Source organism: Streptomyces sp. A0958, assembly GCF_004795035.1.
In the GTDB taxonomy this organism is placed as follows: Bacteria; Actinomycetota; Actinomycetes; order Streptomycetales; family Streptomycetaceae; genus Streptomyces.
In genome coordinates this window covers 1-19,217 of the sequence record NZ_SSBK01000046.1, presented here as the reverse complement: position 1 = coordinate 19,217, position 19,217 = coordinate 1, and the positions used below count along the sequence as shown (strand labels likewise).

The window sequence follows — 19,217 nt, the reverse complement described above, 5'->3', positions numbered from 1 at the left end:
ACTAGTTTGGGTCCAGGACATATACGCAGGCCCGGGGCGGCAGAGGTGCCCGGGGGACGAGAGGTCGGGAAGAGTGTCGCTGCGCGCAGGCGATCCGGCGGAGATCGGTGGTTATCCGCTTGAGGCGCGCCTCGGCTCGGGAGGCATGGGCACCGTCTTCCTGGCCCGTACGAGTTCGGGCCGGCCCGTCGCGATCAAGCTGATCCACCAGCAGTTCGCCGGTGACAGCGAGTTCCGCATCCGCTTCCGCCAGGAGGTCGCGGCGGCGAGGCGGGTGAGCGGAGCGTTCACCGCCGCCGTGGTCGACGCCGCTCCCGAGGCCGAGCAGCCGTGGATGGCGACCGCCTACATCGAGGGGCCGACGCTCGCGCAGCGCATCGCCGACGAGGGCCCGCTGAGCGGGGCCGGGCTGCGGAGCCTCGCCATCGGTCTTGCGGAGGCGCTGCGCGACATCCACCGGGTGGGCGTCGTCCACCGTGACCTGAAGCCCTCGAACGTCGTACTGTCGGCCGAGGGGCCGCGCGTCATCGACTTCGGCATCTCGCGCGCCGCCGACCAGCAGACGCTCACGATGACCGGACGCGTCATCGGCACCCCGCCCTTCATGTCGCCCGAGCAGTTGCAGGCGCCCAGGGGCGTGGGGCCGCGCTCCGACGTCTTCTCGCTGGCGACGCTGCTGGTGTACGCGGCGACGGGACGCGGACCCTTCGACGCGGACAGCCCCTACCTGACCGCCTATCAGGTCGTCCACGAGGAACCGTCGCTGGACGCCGTACCGGCCGCTCTGCGGACGGTCGTCGAGCCGTGCCTGGACAAGGAGCCCGAGGGCCGCCCCTCGGCGGACGAACTCCTCGAACTGCTGCGGGACCTGCCGTCCGAGCTGGGCGAGAGCGCGGCGGACGGGCCCGGGGCGGCGGCCGGCCGTACCCGCGACGTCCTCACCGAGCACCACCTCGCGACACGGGACACCCCCGCACCGAATGCCCCGGCCACGGACGTCTCCGGCGCCGGAAACTCCCGCACCGCCATCGGCCGGCGGTTGCGCGGCCGGTGGCGGCCCGTGCTCGCGGCCGCCGTCGCCGTCGCGGCGATCGGCGGGGGAGTCACCGCGTTGCAGGCGGGCGGCATCGGCGGCAGTGACACCAAGGACCACGGCAACACGACCGCGGCGCCGGGGGCCGCGCTGCCGGACGGCTTCGCGCCCTGGCACAAGACCGTGCTGGGCGGGCGCAAGGACATTCCCGACGAGCTGCGGTGCGTCGCACGGGGCGACCGGGTGTTCTGCGGAGGCGGGGGCGTCGTCGCGGCGCGGATCAGCGCCGTGGACGGCTCCCGTGCGTGGACGGCTTCGAGCCCCGGCATCCCCGTCCAGGGCATGCACCTGGTGGGCGCCACCGACGACACGGTGCTCGGCTACCGGTTCGCCGCCGAGGACGCCCCGCAGGACCCGGACACCGAGGTGGTGGCCATCGACGCGGACAGCGGCCGGGAGCTGTGGTCCGCCCCGGCCGGCGGCCAGTCGACCGCTGTCACGGGCCGGACCGAGGACGCCGTGCTGATGGGCGACGCCGTCGTGACGGTCGACGCGACCGACACCGCCTTCGAGGCCCGGGACGCGCACAGCGGCGAGATCGCCTGGACGCAGCCGTTCCCCGCCGGTGAGCAGTGCGCTCCCGTCCCGATGGGCGCTGACCTCCTCGCGATGTGCGCGACGGACGCGGAGCTGTCCGCCTTGTCCGTACGCCACCCCACCCTCTACCCGGTCGACCGCACCTCGGGGACCTGGGGCGAGGCCATCGCGGTCGACGGTCCCGCCGTGCCGATGGGCGACGCCGACGGCAGGCTCGTACTCCTCCAGGAACACTGGGAGGGGGCGGCGATGACCGGATACGACGGGGTGGTGCGCGTCGACCCGGCGTCGGGGAAGGCCGCCTACACCCGGCTGTCCACGACGTACGGGGGAACGCCCGGTATGGCGGGCGGCACCGTGTACGTGAGCGGACAGACCGGTCTCGTCACGGCGCTCGACCCCGCGACCGGCCGGAAGAAGTGGTCCCGGCAGACGAGCGTGGAGGGCGCGTCGGGCCCCGCAGCGGGAGACGGGGCGCTGTACTTCAGCTCCGCCACCGGCCGGGTCGTGGCGCTGTCGCCGGCCGACGGCACATCGCTGTGGACGACCGACCCGCAGGCCGACGGGCTGACCGGCGAGCAGGGCGCGAGCCCGCGCGTGACCGTCGCGGGGGGCGCGCTGATCGTGGCGGCGGCCGGCAACACCGTCTTCGCGTTCGACGCGCGGAACCCGCCGAAGCCGGGCTGACGCAGGGGCGGGCGGGGGAGACCGCATGCCGCGAAGGAAAGCGAACCGAACAGCGTCACCGTGGCGATGGCGAGAAGGAGCGCGACCGCCAGACCGGCGAAGGCCGCCGGCTGCCGCCGAATCCGGCCGAGAGCGAGCAGGACGATCACGGGCTCAGCCGCCCAGACGGCTCAGGCGCTCGCCGACCTGAGCGGCGGTCGGCCGGACCAGCTCGTCCACCAGCAGACCGTCGGCGAGCAGCAGCACCCGGTCCGCGTACGCGGCGGCCACCGGATCGTGGGTCACCATCACACAGGTCTGCCCCTCCTGGTCCACCCCGGCGCGCAGCAGGTCCAGGATCTCGCGCCCCGTGGACCGGTCCAGCGCCCCGGTCGGCTCGTCCGCGAACAGCACCTCCGGGTGCGACACCAGCGCTCGGGCGATCGCCACCCGCTGCTGCTGCCCACCGGACAGCTGCCCCGGCCGGTACCGCTCCCGCCCGGCGAGCCCCACCCGGGCGAGCGCGTCCCGGACCTGTTCCCGGCCGGGCCGCTCACCGGCCAGCCGGCCGGGCAGCTCGACGTTCTGCTCGACCGTCATCGCCGGCATGAGGTTGAACGCCTGGAACACGAACCCGACCCGGCCGCGCCGCAGTTCCGCCAGCCGCCGCTCCGGCAGCCGGGACACCTCCGTACCGCCCCACCGGACGGAGCCCCGCGTGGGCCGGTCCATCCCCGCCAGGCAGTGCAGCAACGTGGTCTTGCCGGAGCCCGAAGGACCCATCACCGCCGTGAACGTACCGGGGGAGAGGTCCACGGAGACTCCGCGCAGCGCCCGGACGGCGGCGGTGCCGCGCCCGTACTCGCGGTGCAGGTACTGCGCTCGGACGGCGGTCTGGGTCCCGGTGTGTGTCGCTGTCTCAGCCATGTCCCCCATCCTGGGCCGACGGGGCGCCCGGATCGATCATGCCTGCCCCCGGATCGGGGGTACGGGAAACCGAACCATGGCCGGGGCCGTGAGCCCCGCCCCCGCTCCGGCCTGCCCCCCGCCCCGTCTACAGTGGGCCGCATGAACCGCTGGACCGAGTTGACCGGAGACACGTCGGGGGAGGACTACGCCGCCCGGTTCGCGGCCCTGGCCCGCAGCGGCAAGGACCTGCACGGTGAGGCGCGGTTCTGCTCGGCCCTCGTGCCCGCCGGGGCGCGGGTGCTGGACGCCGGATGCGGCACCGGGCGGGTCACGATCCGGCTCGCGGAGCTCGGGTACGACTGCGTCGGGGTGGACGTCGACCCGTCGATGCTGGCCGTGGCGCGGAAGCAGGCACCGCACCTGCCCTGGTTCCGGGCCGACCTCGCCGCGTTCGACCCGGCGGCCCTCGGCATCGAGGCGGGCTTCGACCTCGTCGTCGCCGCGGGCAACGTCTTCGCGCTGCTCGCCCCCGGCACCGAGGCCACCGTCGTCCGGCGCCTGTCGGCGGCCCTGCGCCCCGGGGGCCTGCTGGTCGCGGGCTTCGGCCTGGACGAGGCCCACCTGCCGGTGGAGCCCGGCCTCACGCTGGCGGAGTACGACGACTGCTGCACCGCCGCGGGTCTCGTCCCGGCCGACCGCTTCGCGACCTGGGACGCGGCCCCGTACGACGGCGGCGGCTACGCCGTCAGCGTCCACCGCAGGCAGGACACCCGCTAGCGGGACAACGGCTCCAACGTCGCGCACAGTGCGGACGGGAAGGCGGGTTCCACCCGTTGTACGTCCCCGCAGCCGCCGGCCGTCGTCCGGGCGATCGGTTTCCAGCCCGACTTCTCCGCCCGGTAGAACCAGCGGTCGCCCAGCCGGGACGAGCAGGCGGGGTCCGTGTCACCGGCGCAGGCCGGTCCCATGCGAGACGACAGGTCCAGCACCAGCCACTTCCCGTCGCACCGCTCCGCGTCCCGGGACGTGTGCGTCGGCACGTCCGTCGCCTTCACCGCCTGCTCGTAGGAGCCGGTGGTGCAGCCGGTGGCCGGCGGGGTGCAGCCCAGCTCCCCGCACAGCCGCAGCGCGGGCGCCTCGGCGCCGTCGGACGTGAAGCGGGTGTAGTTGTCGACGACCACGTCCCGGTCGCCCAGCGGTTCGGGCAGCTTCACCTTCGCCGTGGCCCCGCTCTCCTTCGTGCAACCGGACGACCTGTCCCCGGAGGGCGAGACGAAGGTGATCTGTACGCGCACGAGGTCCGTCATCGGGTCGGTGAGCACCGCCTTGAGGTCGCGCACGCACGCGGCGGCGCCGCTGGGCACGCTGGTGTCGACCAGGAGCGTGCGGTCGTCCTCGCCGAGGCGCACACCGGTGACCGAGGCGGGCTGCATCGTGGTCCACGCGATGGGCGTGCCTGCCCCGGGCGCGGCCCTCTGCGTCCCGCACGCCCCGAGAAGCAGCATGGCGACGGCGCCCAGCAGGGCGACCGCCATGGCCGGTCGACGTGTCCGATCCGATCGCATGAGTGCTCAGCCCCCCCGGACGAACTGCTTTTCCCTGCGCGGCAATATACGGCGGCGGTCGGACAGTCCGGGCCACGAGCCCCTTCGGGTACGCGACTCGGCCTTCCGCGCCGGCGGGCAAGCCTGGCAGCGCGAGCGGATCGGGCGCTGATCCATTCCAGGGTGTGTGTCGTATTGACTTGGACTAAGTCCATCGTAGGATCGGTTCCGGTCGAAGCCAGGGCAGGACAACACCAGGGCCGAGACGGGTCCGGCCGCTATACCCTCCGCACTCCCGGAGCGCCGTGATCCGCCCGTCCGGAAGGAATTCCATGACTGAGAACCACGACGCGATCGTCACCGACCCCAAGTCGGAGGAGGCCGGCGGCTGCCCCGTCGCACACGGTCGCGCGCCGCACCCGACCCAGGGCGGCGGCAACCGCCAGTGGTGGCCGGAGCGGCTCAACGTGCGAATCCTCGCCAAGAACCCCGCCGTGGCCAACCCCCTCGGCGAGGACTTCGACTACGCCGAGGCCTTCAACGCCCTGGACCTGCCCGCCGTCAAGCGGGACATCGCCGAGGTGCTGACGTCCTCACAGGACTGGTGGCCCGCCGACTTCGGCAACTACGGCCCCTTCATGGTCCGGATGGCCTGGCACAGCGCCGGCACCTACCGCATCAGCGACGGCCGCGGCGGCGCCGGCTCCGGCCAGCAGCGCTTCGCCCCGCTCAACAGCTGGCCGGACAACGCGAGCCTGGACAAGGCCCGCCGCCTGCTGTGGCCGGTGAAGAAGAAGTACGGCAAGAACATCTCCTGGGCCGACCTCCTCGTCCTCACCGGCAACGTCGCCCTGGAGACCATGGGCTTCAAGACCTTCGGCTTCGGCGGCGGCCGCGCCGACGCGTGGGAGCCCGACGAGGACGTGTACTGGGGCCCCGAGACCACCTGGCTCGGCGACGAGCGCTACACCGGCGACCGGGAGCTGGAAAACCCCCTCGGCGCGGTGCAGATGGGCCTCATCTACGTCAACCCCGAGGGCCCCAACGGCAACCCGGACCCGATCGCCGCGGCCCGCGACATCCGCGAGACGTTCCGCCGCATGGCGATGAACGACGAGGAGACGGTCGCCCTGATCGCCGGCGGCCACACCTTCGGCAAGACGCACGGCGCCGGCCCCGCCGACCACGTGGGCCCCGACCCCGAGGCCGCCCCGATGGAGCGCCTGGGCCTCGGCTGGGAGAGCACGTACGGCACCGGCAAGGGCGGCGACACCATCACCAGCGGCCTCGAAGGCATCTGGACGGACACGCCGACGACCTGGGACAACAGCTTCTTCAACATCCTGTTCGGCTACGAGTGGGAGCTGTTCAAGAGCCCCGCCGGCGCCCACCAGTGGCGGCCGAAGGACGGCGCCGGAGCCGGCACGGTGCCCGACGCGCACGACCCGTCGAAGAGCCACGCCCCGACCATGCTGACCACCGACCTCTCGCTCCGGTTCGACCCGGCGTACGAGCAGATCTCGCGGCGCTTCCACGAGAACCCCGAGGAGTTCGCCGACGCCTTCGCCCGCGCCTGGTTCAAGCTGACCCACCGCGACATGGGCCCGGTCGTCCGCTACCTCGGCCCCGAGGTCCCGCAGGAGACCATGATCTGGCAGGACCCGCTGCCGGCCCGCACCCACGAGCTCATCGACGCCGCGGACATCGCCGCGCTCAAGGAAAAGGTCCTCGCCACGGACCTGTCGGTGTCCGAACTCGTCTCCACCGCCTGGGCCTCCGCCTCGTCCTTCCGCGGCAGCGACAAGCGCGGCGGCGCCAACGGCGCGCGCATCCGCCTCGAACCGCAGAGCGGCTGGGAGGTCAACGACCCGGACCGGCTCGCGGGCGTCCTGCGCACCCTCCAGTCCGTCCAGGAGTCCTTCAACTCCGAGCAGCGGGGCGGCAAGCAGGTCTCCCTCGCCGACCTGATCGTCCTCGCGGGCGCCGCCGGGATCGAGAAGGCGGCCAGGGTGGCCGGCACCGACATCGAGGTCCCGTTCACCCCGGGCCGCGTCGACGCCTCGCAGGAGCAGACCGACGTGGAGTCCTTCGTCGAGCTGGAGCCGGCCGCGGACGGCTTCCGCAACTACCTGGGCAAGGGCAACCGGCTGCCCGCCGAGTACCTGCTGCTCGACCGGGCGAACCTGCTGAACCTGAGCGCGCCCGAGATGACGGTCCTCGTCGGCGGCCTGCGCGTCCTGGGCGCCAACCACCAGCAGACCTCGCACGGCGTCCTCACCGACGCCCCGGGGACCCTGACCAACGACTTCTTCGTCAACCTGCTCGACATGGGGACGACGTGGAAGTCCACGGCCGACGACGCGAGCGCGTTCGAGGCCCGCGACGCCGCCACCGGCGAGGTCCGGTGGACCGGCACCCGCGCCGACCTCGTCTTCGGGTCGAACTCCGAACTGCGCGCCGTCGCCGAGGTCTACGCCAGCGACGACGCGAAGGAGAAGTTCGTGCGCGACTTCGTCGCCGCCTGGGACAAGGTCATGAACCTGGACCGGTTCGACCTGGTCTGAGCACGGCGTACGGGCACCGAGGGGACGTCCAGCACCTGTGGGCCCGAGCCGGCCACCTCGATGTCGTCCGGGTCACCGGCGTGCACCGTCCGTCCGGCCGGGCTGTCCTCCCCACAACAGCCCGGCCCGCGAACCCGGTTGCCCGGCAGCCGTCAGCGCAGCGACGCGGGCAGCGCCTCCCGGTGCACGATCCCCAGCCGCTGCGTGGCGCGCGTCAGCGCCACGTACAGATCGCTGGTCCCGAACCGGCCGGGCTCCACGACCAGCACATGGTCGAATTCGAGGCCCTTGGCCTGCCGGGGGCCGAGCAGGACCATCGTGCGGGTCAGATCGGGCTCGGCACCGGCCGATACCCCGTCGAGCGGGGCGGCGATCTCCTCGTGCAGCTCACGCGGCGCGATCACCGCGAGGCGCCCCTCCGCCGGCGTCAGCTCCGCGACCGCCCGTGCCACCGCACCCGCCAGGTCGTCCCCGGCGTCCCGGACCCACGGCACCTCGCCGGTGGACCGCACCGAGCCGGGCGGCTCGAACGACGGGTCCTCGGCCCGCAGCACCTTCGCCGCCAGCTCCATGATCTCGGCGGGCGTACGGTAGTTGACCCCCAGCCGTACGTGCTCGAAGCGGTCGCCCACGTACGGCTCAAGGATCTCCTTCCACGAGCCGACCCCCGCCTCCTCCGAGGTCTGCGCCGGGTCGCCCACCAGCGTCATCGACCGGGTCGGGGACCGGCGCATCAGCAGCCGCCACGCCATCGGGGACAGCTCCTGCGCCTCGTCCACGATGATGTGCCCGAACGCCCAGGTCCGGTCGGCTGCGGCGCGCTCGGCCGCGCTGCGGTGGTCGGCCTCCTCCTGCCGCTCCGCCATCCGTTCGGCGTCGATGATGTCGTGGGCGGCGAGCAGCTCCGACTCCTCGTCCTCGAACTCGAAGGACTCCGAGCCCCTGGACAGCTCCAGCACCCCCTGGGCGTACGCGATCCGCTCTTGGCGCTCGGCCTCGGCGGCCGCCCGCTCGGCGCTGTCGTCGACCCCGAGGACTTCGGCAGCCTCGTCCAGCAGGGGTACGTCGGCCGGCGTCCAGCCGCCCTCGCCGGGCGCGCGCCGGATGGCCTCGGCGTCCGCCTCCGGTACGTGGACCGGCTCGGCGAGGTAGTCGGCGAGGAAGCCCTCCGGGGTGAGGGGCGGCCACAGCTCGTCGATGGCGGCGTGCACCTCCCGGCTGACGGCGACGCCCTTGCCGAGCTGGGCGATGTCGTCGGGGCCGAGGAAGTTGGGACCGCCGTACGGGTCGGCGCCGATGCGCTCGGTGAGCTGCGCGGTCAGGGCGTCGATGATCCGGAAGGCGAAGTGCGGCCGGGCGAGGTTGTACGGCAGCCGGGTGTCGCGCGCCGCCTGCCGTGCCTCGTAGGCGATCTCCCAGTCCAGGACCAGGTCGCCGTCGTCGTGCGGGACGATCAGCGGCGCACCGGGCTCGGGCAGCCGCTGCCGGTCGCGCACGGCCAGGGCCAGCGCCTCGGCCATGGCCGCGCCGCCCTTCACCGCGGCGGCGCGGGGCGTGTCGGTGCCGCGGGCGTGGACCCCGGGGAAGAGCTCGGCCTGCGTGGCGAGCAGGACACCGGTCTCGCCGAGCGCGGGCAGCACCTCGCCGATGTAGCTGAGGAACGCCGGGTTGGGGCCCACGATCAGGACGGCGCGCTTGGCCAGCAGCTCGCGGTGCTCGTACAGCAGGAACGCCGCCCGGTGCAGCGCCACCGCCGTCTTGCCGGTGCCGGGGCCGCCCTCCACGACGAGGACACCGCGGTGCGGGGCGCGGATGATGCGGTCCTGCTCCGCCTGGATGGTCCGCACGATGTCGGCCATGCGGCCGGTGCGCGCGGAGTTCACGGCGGCGAGCAGGACGGTGTCGCCGCTCGGGTCCTCGAAGCCGGTGCGCTCCCGGTCCCCGACATCAAGGATCTCGTCGTGCAGCTCGGTGACCGAGCGGCCCTCGGTGGTGATGTGCCGGCGCCTGCGCAGACCCATCGGGGTGTGGCCGGTGGCGAGGTAGAAGGGGCGGGCGACCGGTGCGCGCCAGTCGATCAGCATGGGCGTGTGCTCGGTGTCGTCCTCGCGGATTCCGATACGGCCGATATGGTGCGCGGCGCCGTCCGAAAGGTCGATGCGACCGAAACACAGCGAGCCGTCGACCGCGTTCAGGGCGGCGAGCAGACCTGAGCGCTCGGAGACGAGCACATCACGTTCGAGCCGGGCCTGCAGACCGGTACCGACGGGCGTCAGGGCGTCCTGGACCCGCTGGGCGGCGACGCCGCGCAGCACGTCGACGCGGTCGTAGAGCCGGTCGATGAATTCCTGCTCCTTCTGCAATTCGGTACTTTCCCGAGTTGACAAAATTGCTCCCTGGCGGATATGGTGTTTCTTGTGGCCCCCTGTGAGGGGCCTTTTCTGTGGGCGCACAGAACCCCTCAATATACTCGCGAAAATCCCCGGTCCGCAATTTCGGACCGGGGATTTTTTCTTTAGGGACTCCAGCACCACCTGGGCGTTGCCGTGCCTTCGGGGAGGCGGTCCGCGCGGTCGGCGACGACGCAGACCGGGTCCGCGTCCCGCAGCGTGTGCGCGATCCGCCGCGCGGGGTACTCCGGGTCCAGCGGCAGATAGGCGGCCCCGGACTTCAGCACGGCGAGCAGCGAGACGACCAGCTCCACCGAGCGCGGCACCGCCACCGCCACCACCGCCCGGTCCGGGCGCCCAGGGTCCGCAGATGGCGGGCCAGCCGGTTGGCCCGGGTGTTCAGCTCCGCGTAGGTGAGGGAGACCTCCCCGTACACCAGCGCGGTCGCGTCCGGGGTGCGGACGGCCTGCGCCTCGATCGCGCCGATCAGGGTCGTCGGCGGCAGCTCGCGGCCGGTGCGGACGAACTGGTCGGTGACCAGCTCCAGTTCGGCGGGCGTGGCGATGCCGTGCGCGGCGAGCGGGGTGCGGGGGCCCGCCTCGGCCAGCCGCTCCACAAGGTGCAGGAAGCGTTCCTGGTGCGCGGCGAGCGCGTCCTCGTCGTACAGGGCCGGATTCGCGTCGTGGTCGAAGGTCAGGCCCCGGCCGTCGACGCGGTCGTGGATGTTGAGGGTCAGGTCGTCGACCGGGCCGGCCGACAGATCGCGGGCCCGGGCCGGCGCACCGGCGAAGTCCACGCCGTAACCGAACGGCACCACGTTGACGAGCGGGCCGACCAGCGCCCGGCTCACGCCGAGCAGTCGCAGATCGCGGCGAATGTCCTCGTAGCGGTAACGCTGGTGGCGGCGGACCGTGCGGATGCCGAGGACCACCTCGCGCACCAGTTCACCGAAGGTCGCCTCCGGCTCGACGGTCACCCGCAGCGGCAGCACATTCGTCACCATGCCCGGCACCCGCAGCGCCACCGACCCCGCCCGGCCCGTCATCGGCAGCCCCAGCACCACGTCGCGGCGGCCCGTCGCCCGGGACACGTACAGCGCCTGCGCGGCGATCAGCACCTCGGGCCAGGTCGCGCGGAGCAGCGTCGCCAGGTCCCGCACCCGCCCGGTGGCCTCCGGGCCCAGATGGGCGGTGCGCCGCAGGGACGTACGGGAGGGCAGCGCGCCCCGGCCCGCGAGCCTCGGCACCCCGGGCCGGTCGGCGAACGCGGCCGACCAGTGGGCACGCTCCGCGTCGAACGCCTCCGAGTCCCGGTAGGCGGCGTCCTGCGCGACGAGACCGGCGAGCGTGCCGAAGCGGCGCGGAGCGGGGTCGGCGCCCCGGGCGAGCGCCGAGTAGACCTCGGCGGTGCGCCGCACGAGGAGCGCGTGGCCGAAGCCGTCCATGACGAGGTGGTGGACGCGCTGGTACCAGAGCCAGCGCTCGTCCCCGACCCGGAACAGCGCGTGCCCGAACAGCGGGCCCGCCGCCAGGTCGCACGGCTCCGCGAGATCCGCCCGCATCCATGCCGGCGCCCGCCCCCGCGCGTCCGGCACGCCCCGCAGATCGTTCACGGTCAGCGGCAGTCCGACCGAGGCGGCGACGCGCTGGAGCGGCCCGCCGGGCGTGTCCTCCACGCGCACGCGCAGCGCGTCCGTCTCGGCGACGACCCGGCGCAGCGCGGTGGCGAAGACCTCCGGGTCGAGCGGCCCGTCGATCTCCAGGCACTCCGCGGTGTTCTGTGCCGGGCTCAGCGGATCGAGCGACTGCGCGTACCACATGCCGGACTGGGCCGCCGTCAACGGGAGTACCGCCTCCGGCGCGTCCGTCGCGGCCCCGCCGGCGAACAGGACCGTCATGAGACACCCGCCCCCGCCAGGGGGGACCGGGCTTCGGCGCGGGCCTGCCCGGCGAGGCCCGTGCGGGGCGGTTCCGGTGCGAGGGCCACGGCGCTCAGACCTCCTTCAGGAGCAGGTCGGTGGTCGTCACGACCGCGCAGCGGCCCGCCGCCCAGCGCAGCGCCATGTCGTGGTCCTCGCGCGAGAAGTCCGCGACGGCGTCGGCCACCACGAACGCCTGGATGTCCCGCATCCACGCGTCGGCCGCGCTCATCAGCACCCCGATGTGCGCGTACACACCGGTGATCACCAGCTGGTCGCGGCCCTGCTCGCGGATCAGCGCCTCCAGGTCGGTGCGGGCGAACGCGCTGTACTTCCACTTGGTGAGGACCGTGTCACCGGGCGCGGGCGCGACCGCGTGCGGTGTCGCCAGGGCCTCGGGGTCGTCGGCCACGCCGGGGCCCCAGAAGTCGAGCTGGAGACCGCGCTCCTCGGCGGTCTGGCCGCCGCGCTGCGCCGAGTGGACGACCGGGATTCCGGCGCGGCGGTACGTCCCGATGATGCGGGCCGTGTTGTCCAGCATGCCGGTCAGCGGCTGTTCGCCGGGGCGGTAGGCGCTGAGGAAATGGTTCTGCAGGTCGTGTACGAGCAGCACGGCGCGCGCCGGGTCGACGGTCCAGCCGACACGGTTCACGGGGAGTTCGTCCGCGCCCGGCAGGGCGTAGGGGGCGATGGCGGGGAGTGCCATGAGGAGGCCTTTCGGTGCCGCTCGGGGCGGGCTCAGTGCTGCTCGGCGGGAGAGGGGGCGGACGCGGATTCGGCGGGTTCGGGGGCGGATTCGGCGGATTCGGGGGCGGATTCGGAACGCAGGCCCTTCTTGCTGACCTTGCCGATCCCGGTCTGCGGGAAGACGTCCACGAACTCGACCAGGTCGGGGACCTTGTACGCGGCGACTCCGCGCTCGCGCACATGTCTTTTCACGGCCAGGGCGCCGAGCGGTCCGGATTCCTCGCGCAGGATCACGTAGGCGAGGGTGCGTTCGCCGAGATACGCGTCGGCCACACCGACCACCGACACGTCGTGCACGGACGGGTGGGCGAGGATGATGTTCTCGATCTCCTCCGGCGCGACCTTCTCGCCGCCCCGGTTGATCTGGTCCTTCGCCCGGCCCTCGACCACGAGGTGGCCGCCCGGGGTGCGGCGCACGATGTCGCCCGTACGGTAGAAACCGTCCTCGGTGAACGCCGACCTGTTGTGTTCGGGTGCGCGCCAGTAGCCGCGGATCGTGTACGGGCCCCGGGTCAGCAGGTGCCCGAAGTCGCCCTCGGCGACCTCCTGTCCGGCGTCGTCCAGGATGCGGATCTCGTCGTCCTCGGAGATCGGCCGGCCCTGGGTGGTGACCACGGTCTCGTGGTCGTCGTCCAGGCGGGTGTAGTTGACCAGGCCCTCGGCCATGCCGAAGACCTGCATCAGCCGGCAGCCGAGCGCGGGCTCCAGGCGGCGGGCCGCCGTCTCGCTGTACTTGGCGCCGCCGACCAGGACCAGCCCCAGGCTCGACAGGTCCTGCTCCGCGCCGGGGGCGGCCTCGGTCCACACCAGGGCGAGCGGCGGCACCATGCCCGTCATCGTGACGCGCTCGCGCTCGATGATCGGGAAGGCCGTCGCGGGGTCGGGGCGCGGGCACAGGACGACCGTGCCGCCGGCATACAGCGTGCCGAGCCAACCGGGCGAGCTCATCGGGAAGTTGTGCGCCGCGGGCAGGACGACGAGGTAGCGGGTGTCCGCGTCGACACCGCAGATCTCGTTGGAGCCGCGCAGCGAGTAGATGTAGTCGTCGTGCGTACGGGGGATGAGCTTGGGCACCCCGGTGGTGCCGCCCGACAGCTGGAGGAAGGCCAGGTCGTGCGGCTCGGGGCCGTCCTCGGGCGCCGAGGTCTCCTCGCACGGCACGTCGGACAGGGCGGTGTGCCCGCCCGGGTCGCCGACGACGAACACGTGCTTCAGGGTGGGTGTCCGCTCCTGTACGGCGGTCGCCAGCGTGCGGTGGTCGAATCCGGCGTGCCGGTCCGGGATCACGTAGGCGACGGCCTCGGCGAAGGAGCAGAAGTAGCCGATCTCCGTCTCCCGGTGGGCGGGCAGCGCGTAGACGGGCAGCGCGCCGATCCGGAAGAGGGCGAAGACGACCTCGGCGAACTCGGCGATGTTCGGCAGCTGGACGACGACCCGGTCGCCCTTGGCTATCCCGCGCGCCCGGAAGCCGGCCGCCAGCCGGGCCGCCCGCTCGTCGAGTTCGCGGTACGTCCAGGCGCGGCGCACGGGCGCCGGGTCGACCAGCGCGACGCGGTCGCCGTGGGCCTCGGCCCGTTCGCGCAGCATGCTCGTGAACGTCTCGCCGCGCCAGTGCCCGGCCGCCCGGTAGCGGGCGGCGAACTCGGCGGGCCAGGTCGGTGCGTCTTCGTGCGGTGCGGTGCTCACAGGGCGGCTCCCACGGCGTTGAGGAACGTACGGAACTTGGCGCCGGTCTCGGCGGTTTCGGCTTCGGGCGAGGAGGCGGCGACCACGCCGGCGCCGGCGAACAGCCGCAGGGAGCGGCCCTCCGCCTCGGCGCAGCGGATCGTCACCACCCACTCACCGTCGCCGTCCGCGTCCTGCCAGCCGACCATGCCGGTGTAGGCGCCCCGCTCGAAGGGCTCCGACTCCGCGATGACGGCCCGCGCCACGTCGGTGGGCGTGCCGCACACGGCGGGCGTGGGGTGCAGCGCGGAGGCGAGGGCGAGGGAGGTCGTGGCGGGGTCCGCGAGGGTGCCGGTGACGGTCGTGGACAGGTGCCACATGGCCTCCGTCCGTACCAGCGTGGGCTGTTCGGGCACGTCCAGGCCGGCGCAGAACGGCGCGAGGGCTTCGCGCACGGCATCGACGACGACGGCGTGCTCGTGGAGGTCCTTGGGCGACTCCAGCAGCGCGGCCGCCCGCCGCACGTCCTCGGCGAGGTCGCCGCTGCGGGGCGCGGACCCGGCCAGCGGGTTGGCGGTGAGCCGGTCGCTGGTGCGGGCGACGAGGAGTTCGGGGCTGGCGCCGATGAGGGTGCGGCCGGGGCCGCTGGGGACGGCGAAGGTGTAGCCGCCGGGGTCGTGCCGGGCCAGCCGGCGCAGCATGGCGGGCAGATCGGGGTCGCGGGAGGAGGTCAGCTCCAGGGTCCGGGCGAGGACGACCTTGTCGAACTCGCCCGCGCGCATCCGCCGCACCGCCGCGTCCACGGCCGCGGCGTAGCCGGCCGCCGCGGGGACCTCCCGGGTCTGCCAGGTGCCGGGCTCGGCGGCCGGGACGGGCAGGGCGACGAATGGGTCGTCGCGCAGGGCGGGGGCCCGGCGCACGGTCTGCGGGACGGCCAGCGAGGCAGCCGCCCGCGGGTCGAAGGGCAGCGAGCCCATGACGACCGGCGCCGCGTTCCCGGCCCGTCGGGCGGCGTCCAGGGCTTCCTGTACGCGGACGGCGGGTGGTCTGTCGTCGTGCGGGACCTCGGCGGCGGTGCCGGTGCCGAGCAGGGTGCGGCCGGGCGAGGCGAGGAAGCGGTCCGTGCCCGGCCGGTAGGCGTCCAGGAGCGCGGTGGCCGGGCCGGCGGAGCGGGGATGCGGTGGGGTGGCCAGGGGCGGGACGGTGGGTACGCGCAGTGAGGCAGACATCGTGGTTGTCTCCAGTGGGGGAGGGCTGCGAGCCGCTGTCAATGACGCCGTGCGTGCCGGTCAGGCCCGCAGGGTGGCGCCGCCGTCGACGTAGAGGTCGTGCAGGGTGATGTGGCGGGCCCGGTCGGACACGAGGAAGGCGACCGCCTCGGCGATGTCCGACGGCTCGGCGATCCGGCCGAGCGGGATGCCCGTGCGGTAGCTCGCGAGGTCCCCCGCTATGACGCGCCGGGCGGCGGGCCCGTCGTCCCGCTCCTCACCGGCCGGCCACATCCCGCGCTGCATGTCGGTGAGGGTGGAGCCCGGCGAGACCGTGTTGCACCGCACGCCCCGGGGCGCCAGTTCCAGGCCGAGACACTTGGTGAACATGACGGAGGCGGCCTTCGACGCGGCGTACGCCGCCATGGTCGTGCGGGGTATGCCCGCGGCGTTGGAGGCGACGGTGACGATGCTGCCCGAGCCGCGCTCGGCCATCCGGCGCGAGACGGACCGCGAGACGTGGAAGACCCCGTTGGTGTTGACGGCGAACGTCGCCGCCCAGTCCTCGTCCGTCAGCTCCGAGACGGGCGAACAGCGCAGTATTCCGGCGACGTTGACCGCGATGTCGAGTGCGCCGACCGTTTCCTCGGCCTCGGCGACGAGGGATTCGACGGCCGCCGCGTCCGTGACGTCGAGCGCCCGTGCGACGACGCTCCCGCCGTGCTCGCGGGCGAGGGCGTCGACCCCTTCGCGGTCCACGTCGGTCGCCAGGACCCGGCAGCCGCGTTCGACGAGGGCCCGCACGACCGCCTCGCCTATGCCGCGGCCCGCTCCCGTCACGAGGGCCAGCCGGCCGGTGAGTTCCTGAGCGGTGCTCACTTGACCATCGCCTTCCGGATGTCGTCGAGCACCGAGACGGCCGCCTGCGCGCCGCCCGGGCTCGTCCACGTGGTGCCGTCGGTCGCGGTCGCGTGCCCGGCGCGCACGGCCTTGAGCCGCTGGTACGCCGGCTTCTTCGCCGGCTCGTCCACGAGGGACCGGTCCGCTCCGTGGGAGGCCGGCGTGCCGGTGGAGTGCCAGTCGCCGTCGATCTCCTTCAGGTTCTCGTCGCTGATCGGCGTCGAGTGGGCCGCGTGGGCGGACGCGTCCGGTTCGTCGGACGATCCACGGGCGCTCATGGTCAGAGCGCAGACGCCGGTCAGGGAGACCGCCGCGGCGGGGCGGAGGGGGCGACGGGAGGAAGGGGGGCGGTGCGGCGCCATGGCCTGGGATCTCCGTTTGTGTGCGAGGGGCGAGTTGGTCCGGGCGGGCGTTCCGTAGCAACCGACAGGGGGAGGCGGTACAGAGCGATTGACGTCGTCTCAGGGCAGGGGAGTGCCCCGGGGACCACCGCAATCCGCTCGGGGTACTTAGGTTAGGCTAACCATATGTCGATCGTGCAAGGGGGACAGTCCGAAACAAGGTCCCTTCCCAGCGAAATCCTGCCGGGGGAAGGGGGTTCCGTCCGCTGGGCGGCCACCGGCAACCCGCTCGCCGAAACAGGACTCGTCGGCGTCAACTCGGGGACCGCCTTCGCCCTGGCCCTCGGACTCGCCTCGTGCGTCTGCGGGGCACCCGGTCCGCCTTCGACGCCTACCGCTACCGGACGAACGGCTCGCTCGCGGTGATGGCGAGGTCGACCGGAATGGGCCTGTCGGACACCCTCTCGCGGTGCCCGCCGGACAGGTCGTCGCCGTCGTGGGCCCCAACGGCTGCGGTAAGTCCGCCCTGTTGCGCACCGTCGCCCGGCTCCACCACCCCGCCTCCGGCGCGGTCCTGGTGGACGGCGCGGACATCTGGGAGCTGAGCCGACGCCGGGCGGCGCACCGGGTGGTCCTGCTGCCCCAGTCGCCGCGCGCCCCCGAGGCCATCACCGTGGCAGGGCTCGTACGCTACGGCCGCAGCCCCCCACCAGGGGCTCCTGCGGCAGCGGTCGCGCGAGGACGAGCGGGCGTACGCGGCGCGCTGGACGCCACCGGCACCACCGCCCTGGCCGGGGAACGCGTCGACCGGCTCTCCGGCGGGCAGCGCCTGCGCGGCCGGCTCGCGATGGTCCGCGCCCGGCGGACGCCGCTCGTCCTGCTCGACGAACCCACCAGCGCCCTCGACCTCGGCCACGCCGTGGAGGTCCTGGAACTCGTCCGCGAGGTCGCCGCCACCGGCCGCCCGATCGTGATGGTCCAGCACGACCTGACGGCCACCGCCCGCTACGCCGACCGGCTCGTCGCCATGAAGGACGGCCGCGTCATCGCCGAGGGCGCTCCCCGCGAGACGGTCGAGGGGGCGCTGGTGAAGGAGCTGTACGGGCTGGAAGCGGACATCCTGCGCGCGCCCGTCGACGGCTCACCGGTCGTCGTACCGCGCGGCCGTGCGGGCGCGGATACGCAGCCGAGCGCCATGCAGTGATGTCCTAATTGCTCACTTATGACCGAAAGGCTAAGAAGAAGACTTCGAGGGGCTTTTGGGCGTGCTCAAAGGTGTGAACACTGACTAAATCGCCCCTTTCGGGCGCAGTGGTCAGCATCACGTTTGCCATCCCTGACGCATGATCCGATGCGTCGGTTCCCAGACGTGCCAAGAAAGTTGACTTCCTTCGCCGCGGTCGATCATGAGCATTTCCTTTGATTGATCTTGTAAAACAATTGTGATCACGAATTCCGGGCTTGTTCCGGCCGCCGTTTCTCGCTTACGGTCACCGTCAATCAATCCGGACGGAACGCCGAATCCTGCCGCCGTCCGGGGACCCGACCACTCACGTACGGCAGGAGCGGGGGACCCAGGTTTGCCGCCGGTCCGGTATCCGGAGCGGCTAGGGGTGAAGTCGCCATGTGCGGCCGGACATCTCCAGTCCGAACCCGACAGCTCACCTCGCAGGCGGCGGAGAGGAAAAGCGCCATGCCCATCCCGGGTAAGCACCGTCGTGCCAAGTCCACGTCCCTGACCCGCGGTTTCATCGCCGTGAGCGCGGGCGGAGCCGTTCTCGCGCTCCCCCTGATGACCGCCGGATCGGCTTCCGCGGCACCCGCGAAGTCCGTCGTCGCCGAAAAGGCCGCCGCCCCGACTTCCGTTGCCGGCAAGGAAATTGCCGTGCGCAAGGCCACGCCCACCACCTATTCCGTGATCTCCGGCGATTCGCTTTACAAGATCGCCCGGGGCCATTCCCTCAGCGGTGGCTGGGAGCGCCTGTACAAGGACAACCGGAGTGTTGTCGGCAGCAACCCCGACCTCATTCACCCGGGTCTGAAGCTGACCATCGGCGCCCAGTCGGAGGCCGCCGCCCCGAAGGCCGCGAAGAAGAGCGAATTCAAGGCGGAGAACGCCGAGAAGAAGGCCGGCACCACCGCGCGGGCCGAGAGCGCCGACCGCGCCGACCGCTCCGAGCGCACGGCCGTGCCGGTCGCCGAGGAGACCGCCGCGACCACCGAGACGCAGGCGACCACCGAGACGCAGGCGGCCACCGCGTACACCAACGACCTCGACGGCTGGATCAAGGAATCCCTCGCCGTCATGGCCCAGAACGGCATCCCCGGCAGCTACGACGGCATCTACCGCAACGTCATCCGCGAGTCCTCCGGCAACCCCCTCGCCGTCAACAACTGGGACTCCAACGCTGTCGCCGGCACGCCCTCCAAGGGTCTGCTCCAGGTGATCCAGCCCACCTTCGACGCCTACCACGTGCCCGGCACCTCGATGGACATCTTCGACCCGGTCGCCAACATCACGGCCGCGTGCAACTACGCCGCCGCCACCTACGGCTCGATGGACAACGTCTTCGGCGCCTACTGATCCGAGCGGTCCCGCGCTCGGGGCGGGGGTCTGTACAGCGAACGGTGGGACTCGGTTGATTGTTTCTACCGGCGTCCGGCGGTGAGCCGGCCGTTGAAGGTGATGTCGAAGGCTTGGAGTGCGGCCTTCCATCGCATGGTCCAGCGCTTGC

The 19,217-nt window shown here is 72.9% G+C and carries 13 protein-coding genes, 1 pseudogene and 1 riboswitch; of the genes and pseudogenes, 5 read left to right on the top strand and 9 right to left on the bottom strand.

What is annotated here, in order from left to right; genetic code table 11:
- Window positions 1-73 precede the first annotated feature (73 nt).
- The gene (locus tag E6P78_RS29300) at window positions 74-2,317 is read left to right on the top strand and encodes a serine/threonine-protein kinase (RefSeq protein ID WP_136206665.1); all 2,244 of its coding nucleotides are present in this window, start codon (window positions 74-76) and stop codon (window positions 2,315-2,317) included.
- Window positions 2,318-2,470: 153 nt separating this feature from the next.
- Here the strand turns inward: E6P78_RS29300 and E6P78_RS29295 are convergent, their stop codons facing one another.
- On the bottom strand, window positions 2,471-3,223 hold the full coding sequence (locus tag E6P78_RS29295) for an ABC transporter ATP-binding protein (protein WP_136206664.1): 753 nt from the start codon (window positions 3,221-3,223) through the stop codon (window positions 2,471-2,473).
- 141 nt (window positions 3,224-3,364) lie between these two features.
- Here E6P78_RS29295 and E6P78_RS29290 point away from each other — a divergent pair, with 141 nt between their 5' ends.
- A complete protein-coding gene (locus E6P78_RS29290; protein ID WP_136206663.1) occupies window positions 3,365-3,982 on the top strand; it encodes a class I SAM-dependent methyltransferase in 618 nt (205 codons plus the stop codon).
- Here the strand turns inward: E6P78_RS29290 and E6P78_RS29285 are convergent.
- Window positions 3,979-4,740, bottom strand: a complete 762-nt coding sequence (locus E6P78_RS29285) for a hypothetical protein (protein ID WP_240799417.1) — start codon at window positions 4,738-4,740, stop codon at window positions 3,979-3,981. The genes E6P78_RS29290 and E6P78_RS29285 overlap by 4 nt on opposite strands.
- A gap of 341 nt (window positions 4,741-5,081) precedes the next feature.
- On the opposite strand from E6P78_RS29285, the gene katG reads away from it, so the two are divergent.
- Window positions 5,082-7,313, top strand: a complete 2,232-nt coding sequence (katG, locus tag E6P78_RS29280; RefSeq protein WP_136206661.1) for a catalase/peroxidase HPI — start codon at window positions 5,082-5,084, stop codon at window positions 7,311-7,313.
- A gap of 152 nt (window positions 7,314-7,465) precedes the next feature.
- Here katG and E6P78_RS29275 read toward each other — a convergent pair whose 3' ends face one another.
- From E6P78_RS29275 to E6P78_RS29245, 7 genes and pseudogenes are all read right to left on the bottom strand, one after another.
- Entirely contained in the window at window positions 7,466-9,676 is a 2,211-nt protein-coding gene (locus E6P78_RS29275) for an AAA family ATPase (protein WP_136206660.1), read from the bottom strand.
- A gap of 188 nt (window positions 9,677-9,864) precedes the next feature.
- Window positions 9,865-11,600 (bottom strand): annotated as a pseudogene (locus E6P78_RS29270) (condensation domain-containing protein); the annotation flags it as partial.
- Between the two features lie 94 nt (window positions 11,601-11,694).
- The gene (locus E6P78_RS29265; protein WP_136206659.1) at window positions 11,695-12,327 is read right to left on the bottom strand and encodes an isochorismatase family protein; all 633 of its coding nucleotides are present in this window, start codon (window positions 12,325-12,327) and stop codon (window positions 11,695-11,697) included.
- A gap of 32 nt (window positions 12,328-12,359) precedes the next feature.
- Window positions 12,360-14,054 (bottom strand): (2,3-dihydroxybenzoyl)adenylate synthase, encoded by a 1,695-nt coding sequence (locus E6P78_RS29260; RefSeq protein WP_136206658.1) that lies wholly within the window; start codon window positions 14,052-14,054, stop codon window positions 12,360-12,362.
- Window positions 14,051-15,262 carry an isochorismate synthase gene (locus E6P78_RS29255; protein WP_136206657.1) on the bottom strand — a complete coding sequence of 404 codons (1,212 nt, stop codon included), beginning with the start codon at window positions 15,260-15,262 and terminating at the stop codon, window positions 14,051-14,053. Before E6P78_RS29255 ends, E6P78_RS29260 begins: the two co-directional genes overlap by 4 nt.
- 60 nt (window positions 15,263-15,322) lie before the next feature.
- Window positions 15,323-16,120: a 2,3-dihydro-2,3-dihydroxybenzoate dehydrogenase gene (locus E6P78_RS29250; RefSeq protein ID WP_136206656.1), complete on the bottom strand. Its 798-nt coding sequence runs from the start codon at window positions 16,118-16,120 to the stop codon at window positions 15,323-15,325.
- Window positions 16,117-16,419 (bottom strand): hypothetical protein, encoded by a 303-nt coding sequence (locus E6P78_RS29245; RefSeq protein ID WP_346765635.1) that lies wholly within the window; start codon window positions 16,417-16,419, stop codon window positions 16,117-16,119. Before E6P78_RS29245 ends, E6P78_RS29250 begins: the two co-directional genes overlap by 4 nt.
- Before the next feature lie 532 nt (window positions 16,420-16,951).
- Between E6P78_RS29245 and E6P78_RS29235 the strand changes: the two genes are divergently transcribed.
- The gene (locus tag E6P78_RS29235) at window positions 16,952-17,686 is read left to right on the top strand and encodes an ABC transporter ATP-binding protein (protein ID WP_136206654.1); all 735 of its coding nucleotides are present in this window, start codon (window positions 16,952-16,954) and stop codon (window positions 17,684-17,686) included.
- A gap of 301 nt (window positions 17,687-17,987) precedes the next feature.
- Window positions 17,988-18,170, top strand: a riboswitch (cyclic di-AMP (ydaO/yuaA leader).
- Window positions 18,171-18,175: 5 nt separating this feature from the next.
- Complete coding sequence (locus E6P78_RS29230) at window positions 18,176-19,066, top strand: LysM peptidoglycan-binding domain-containing protein (protein ID WP_136206653.1); 891 nt, start codon at window positions 18,176-18,178, stop codon at window positions 19,064-19,066.
- The last annotated feature ends 151 nt before the right edge of the window (window positions 19,067-19,217 follow it).

Excerpts from the sequence above, each read along its gene's own strand:
- E6P78_RS29290 (WP_136206663.1), top strand. The coding sequence starts at position 3,365 with ATGAACCGCTGGACCGAGTTGACCGGAGACACGTCGGGGGAGGACTAC.
- E6P78_RS29295 (WP_136206664.1), bottom strand. The coding sequence starts at position 3,223 with ATGGCTGAGACAGCGACACACACCGGGACCCAGACCGCCGTCCGAGCG.
- E6P78_RS29285 (WP_240799417.1), bottom strand. The coding sequence starts at position 4,740 with ATGGCGGTCGCCCTGCTGGGCGCCGTCGCCATGCTGCTTCTCGGGGCG.
- E6P78_RS29245 (WP_346765635.1), bottom strand. The coding sequence starts at position 16,419 with ATGAGCGCCCGTGGATCGTCCGACGAACCGGACGCGTCCGCCCACGCG.
- E6P78_RS29230 (WP_136206653.1), top strand. The coding sequence starts at position 18,176 with ATGCCCATCCCGGGTAAGCACCGTCGTGCCAAGTCCACGTCCCTGACC.
- katG (WP_136206661.1), top strand. The coding sequence starts at position 5,082 with ATGACTGAGAACCACGACGCGATCGTCACCGACCCCAAGTCGGAGGAG.
- E6P78_RS29255 (WP_136206657.1), bottom strand. The coding sequence starts at position 15,262 with ATGTCTGCCTCACTGCGCGTACCCACCGTCCCGCCCCTGGCCACCCCA.
- E6P78_RS29265 (WP_136206659.1), bottom strand. The coding sequence starts at position 12,327 with ATGGCACTCCCCGCCATCGCCCCCTACGCCCTGCCGGGCGCGGACGAA.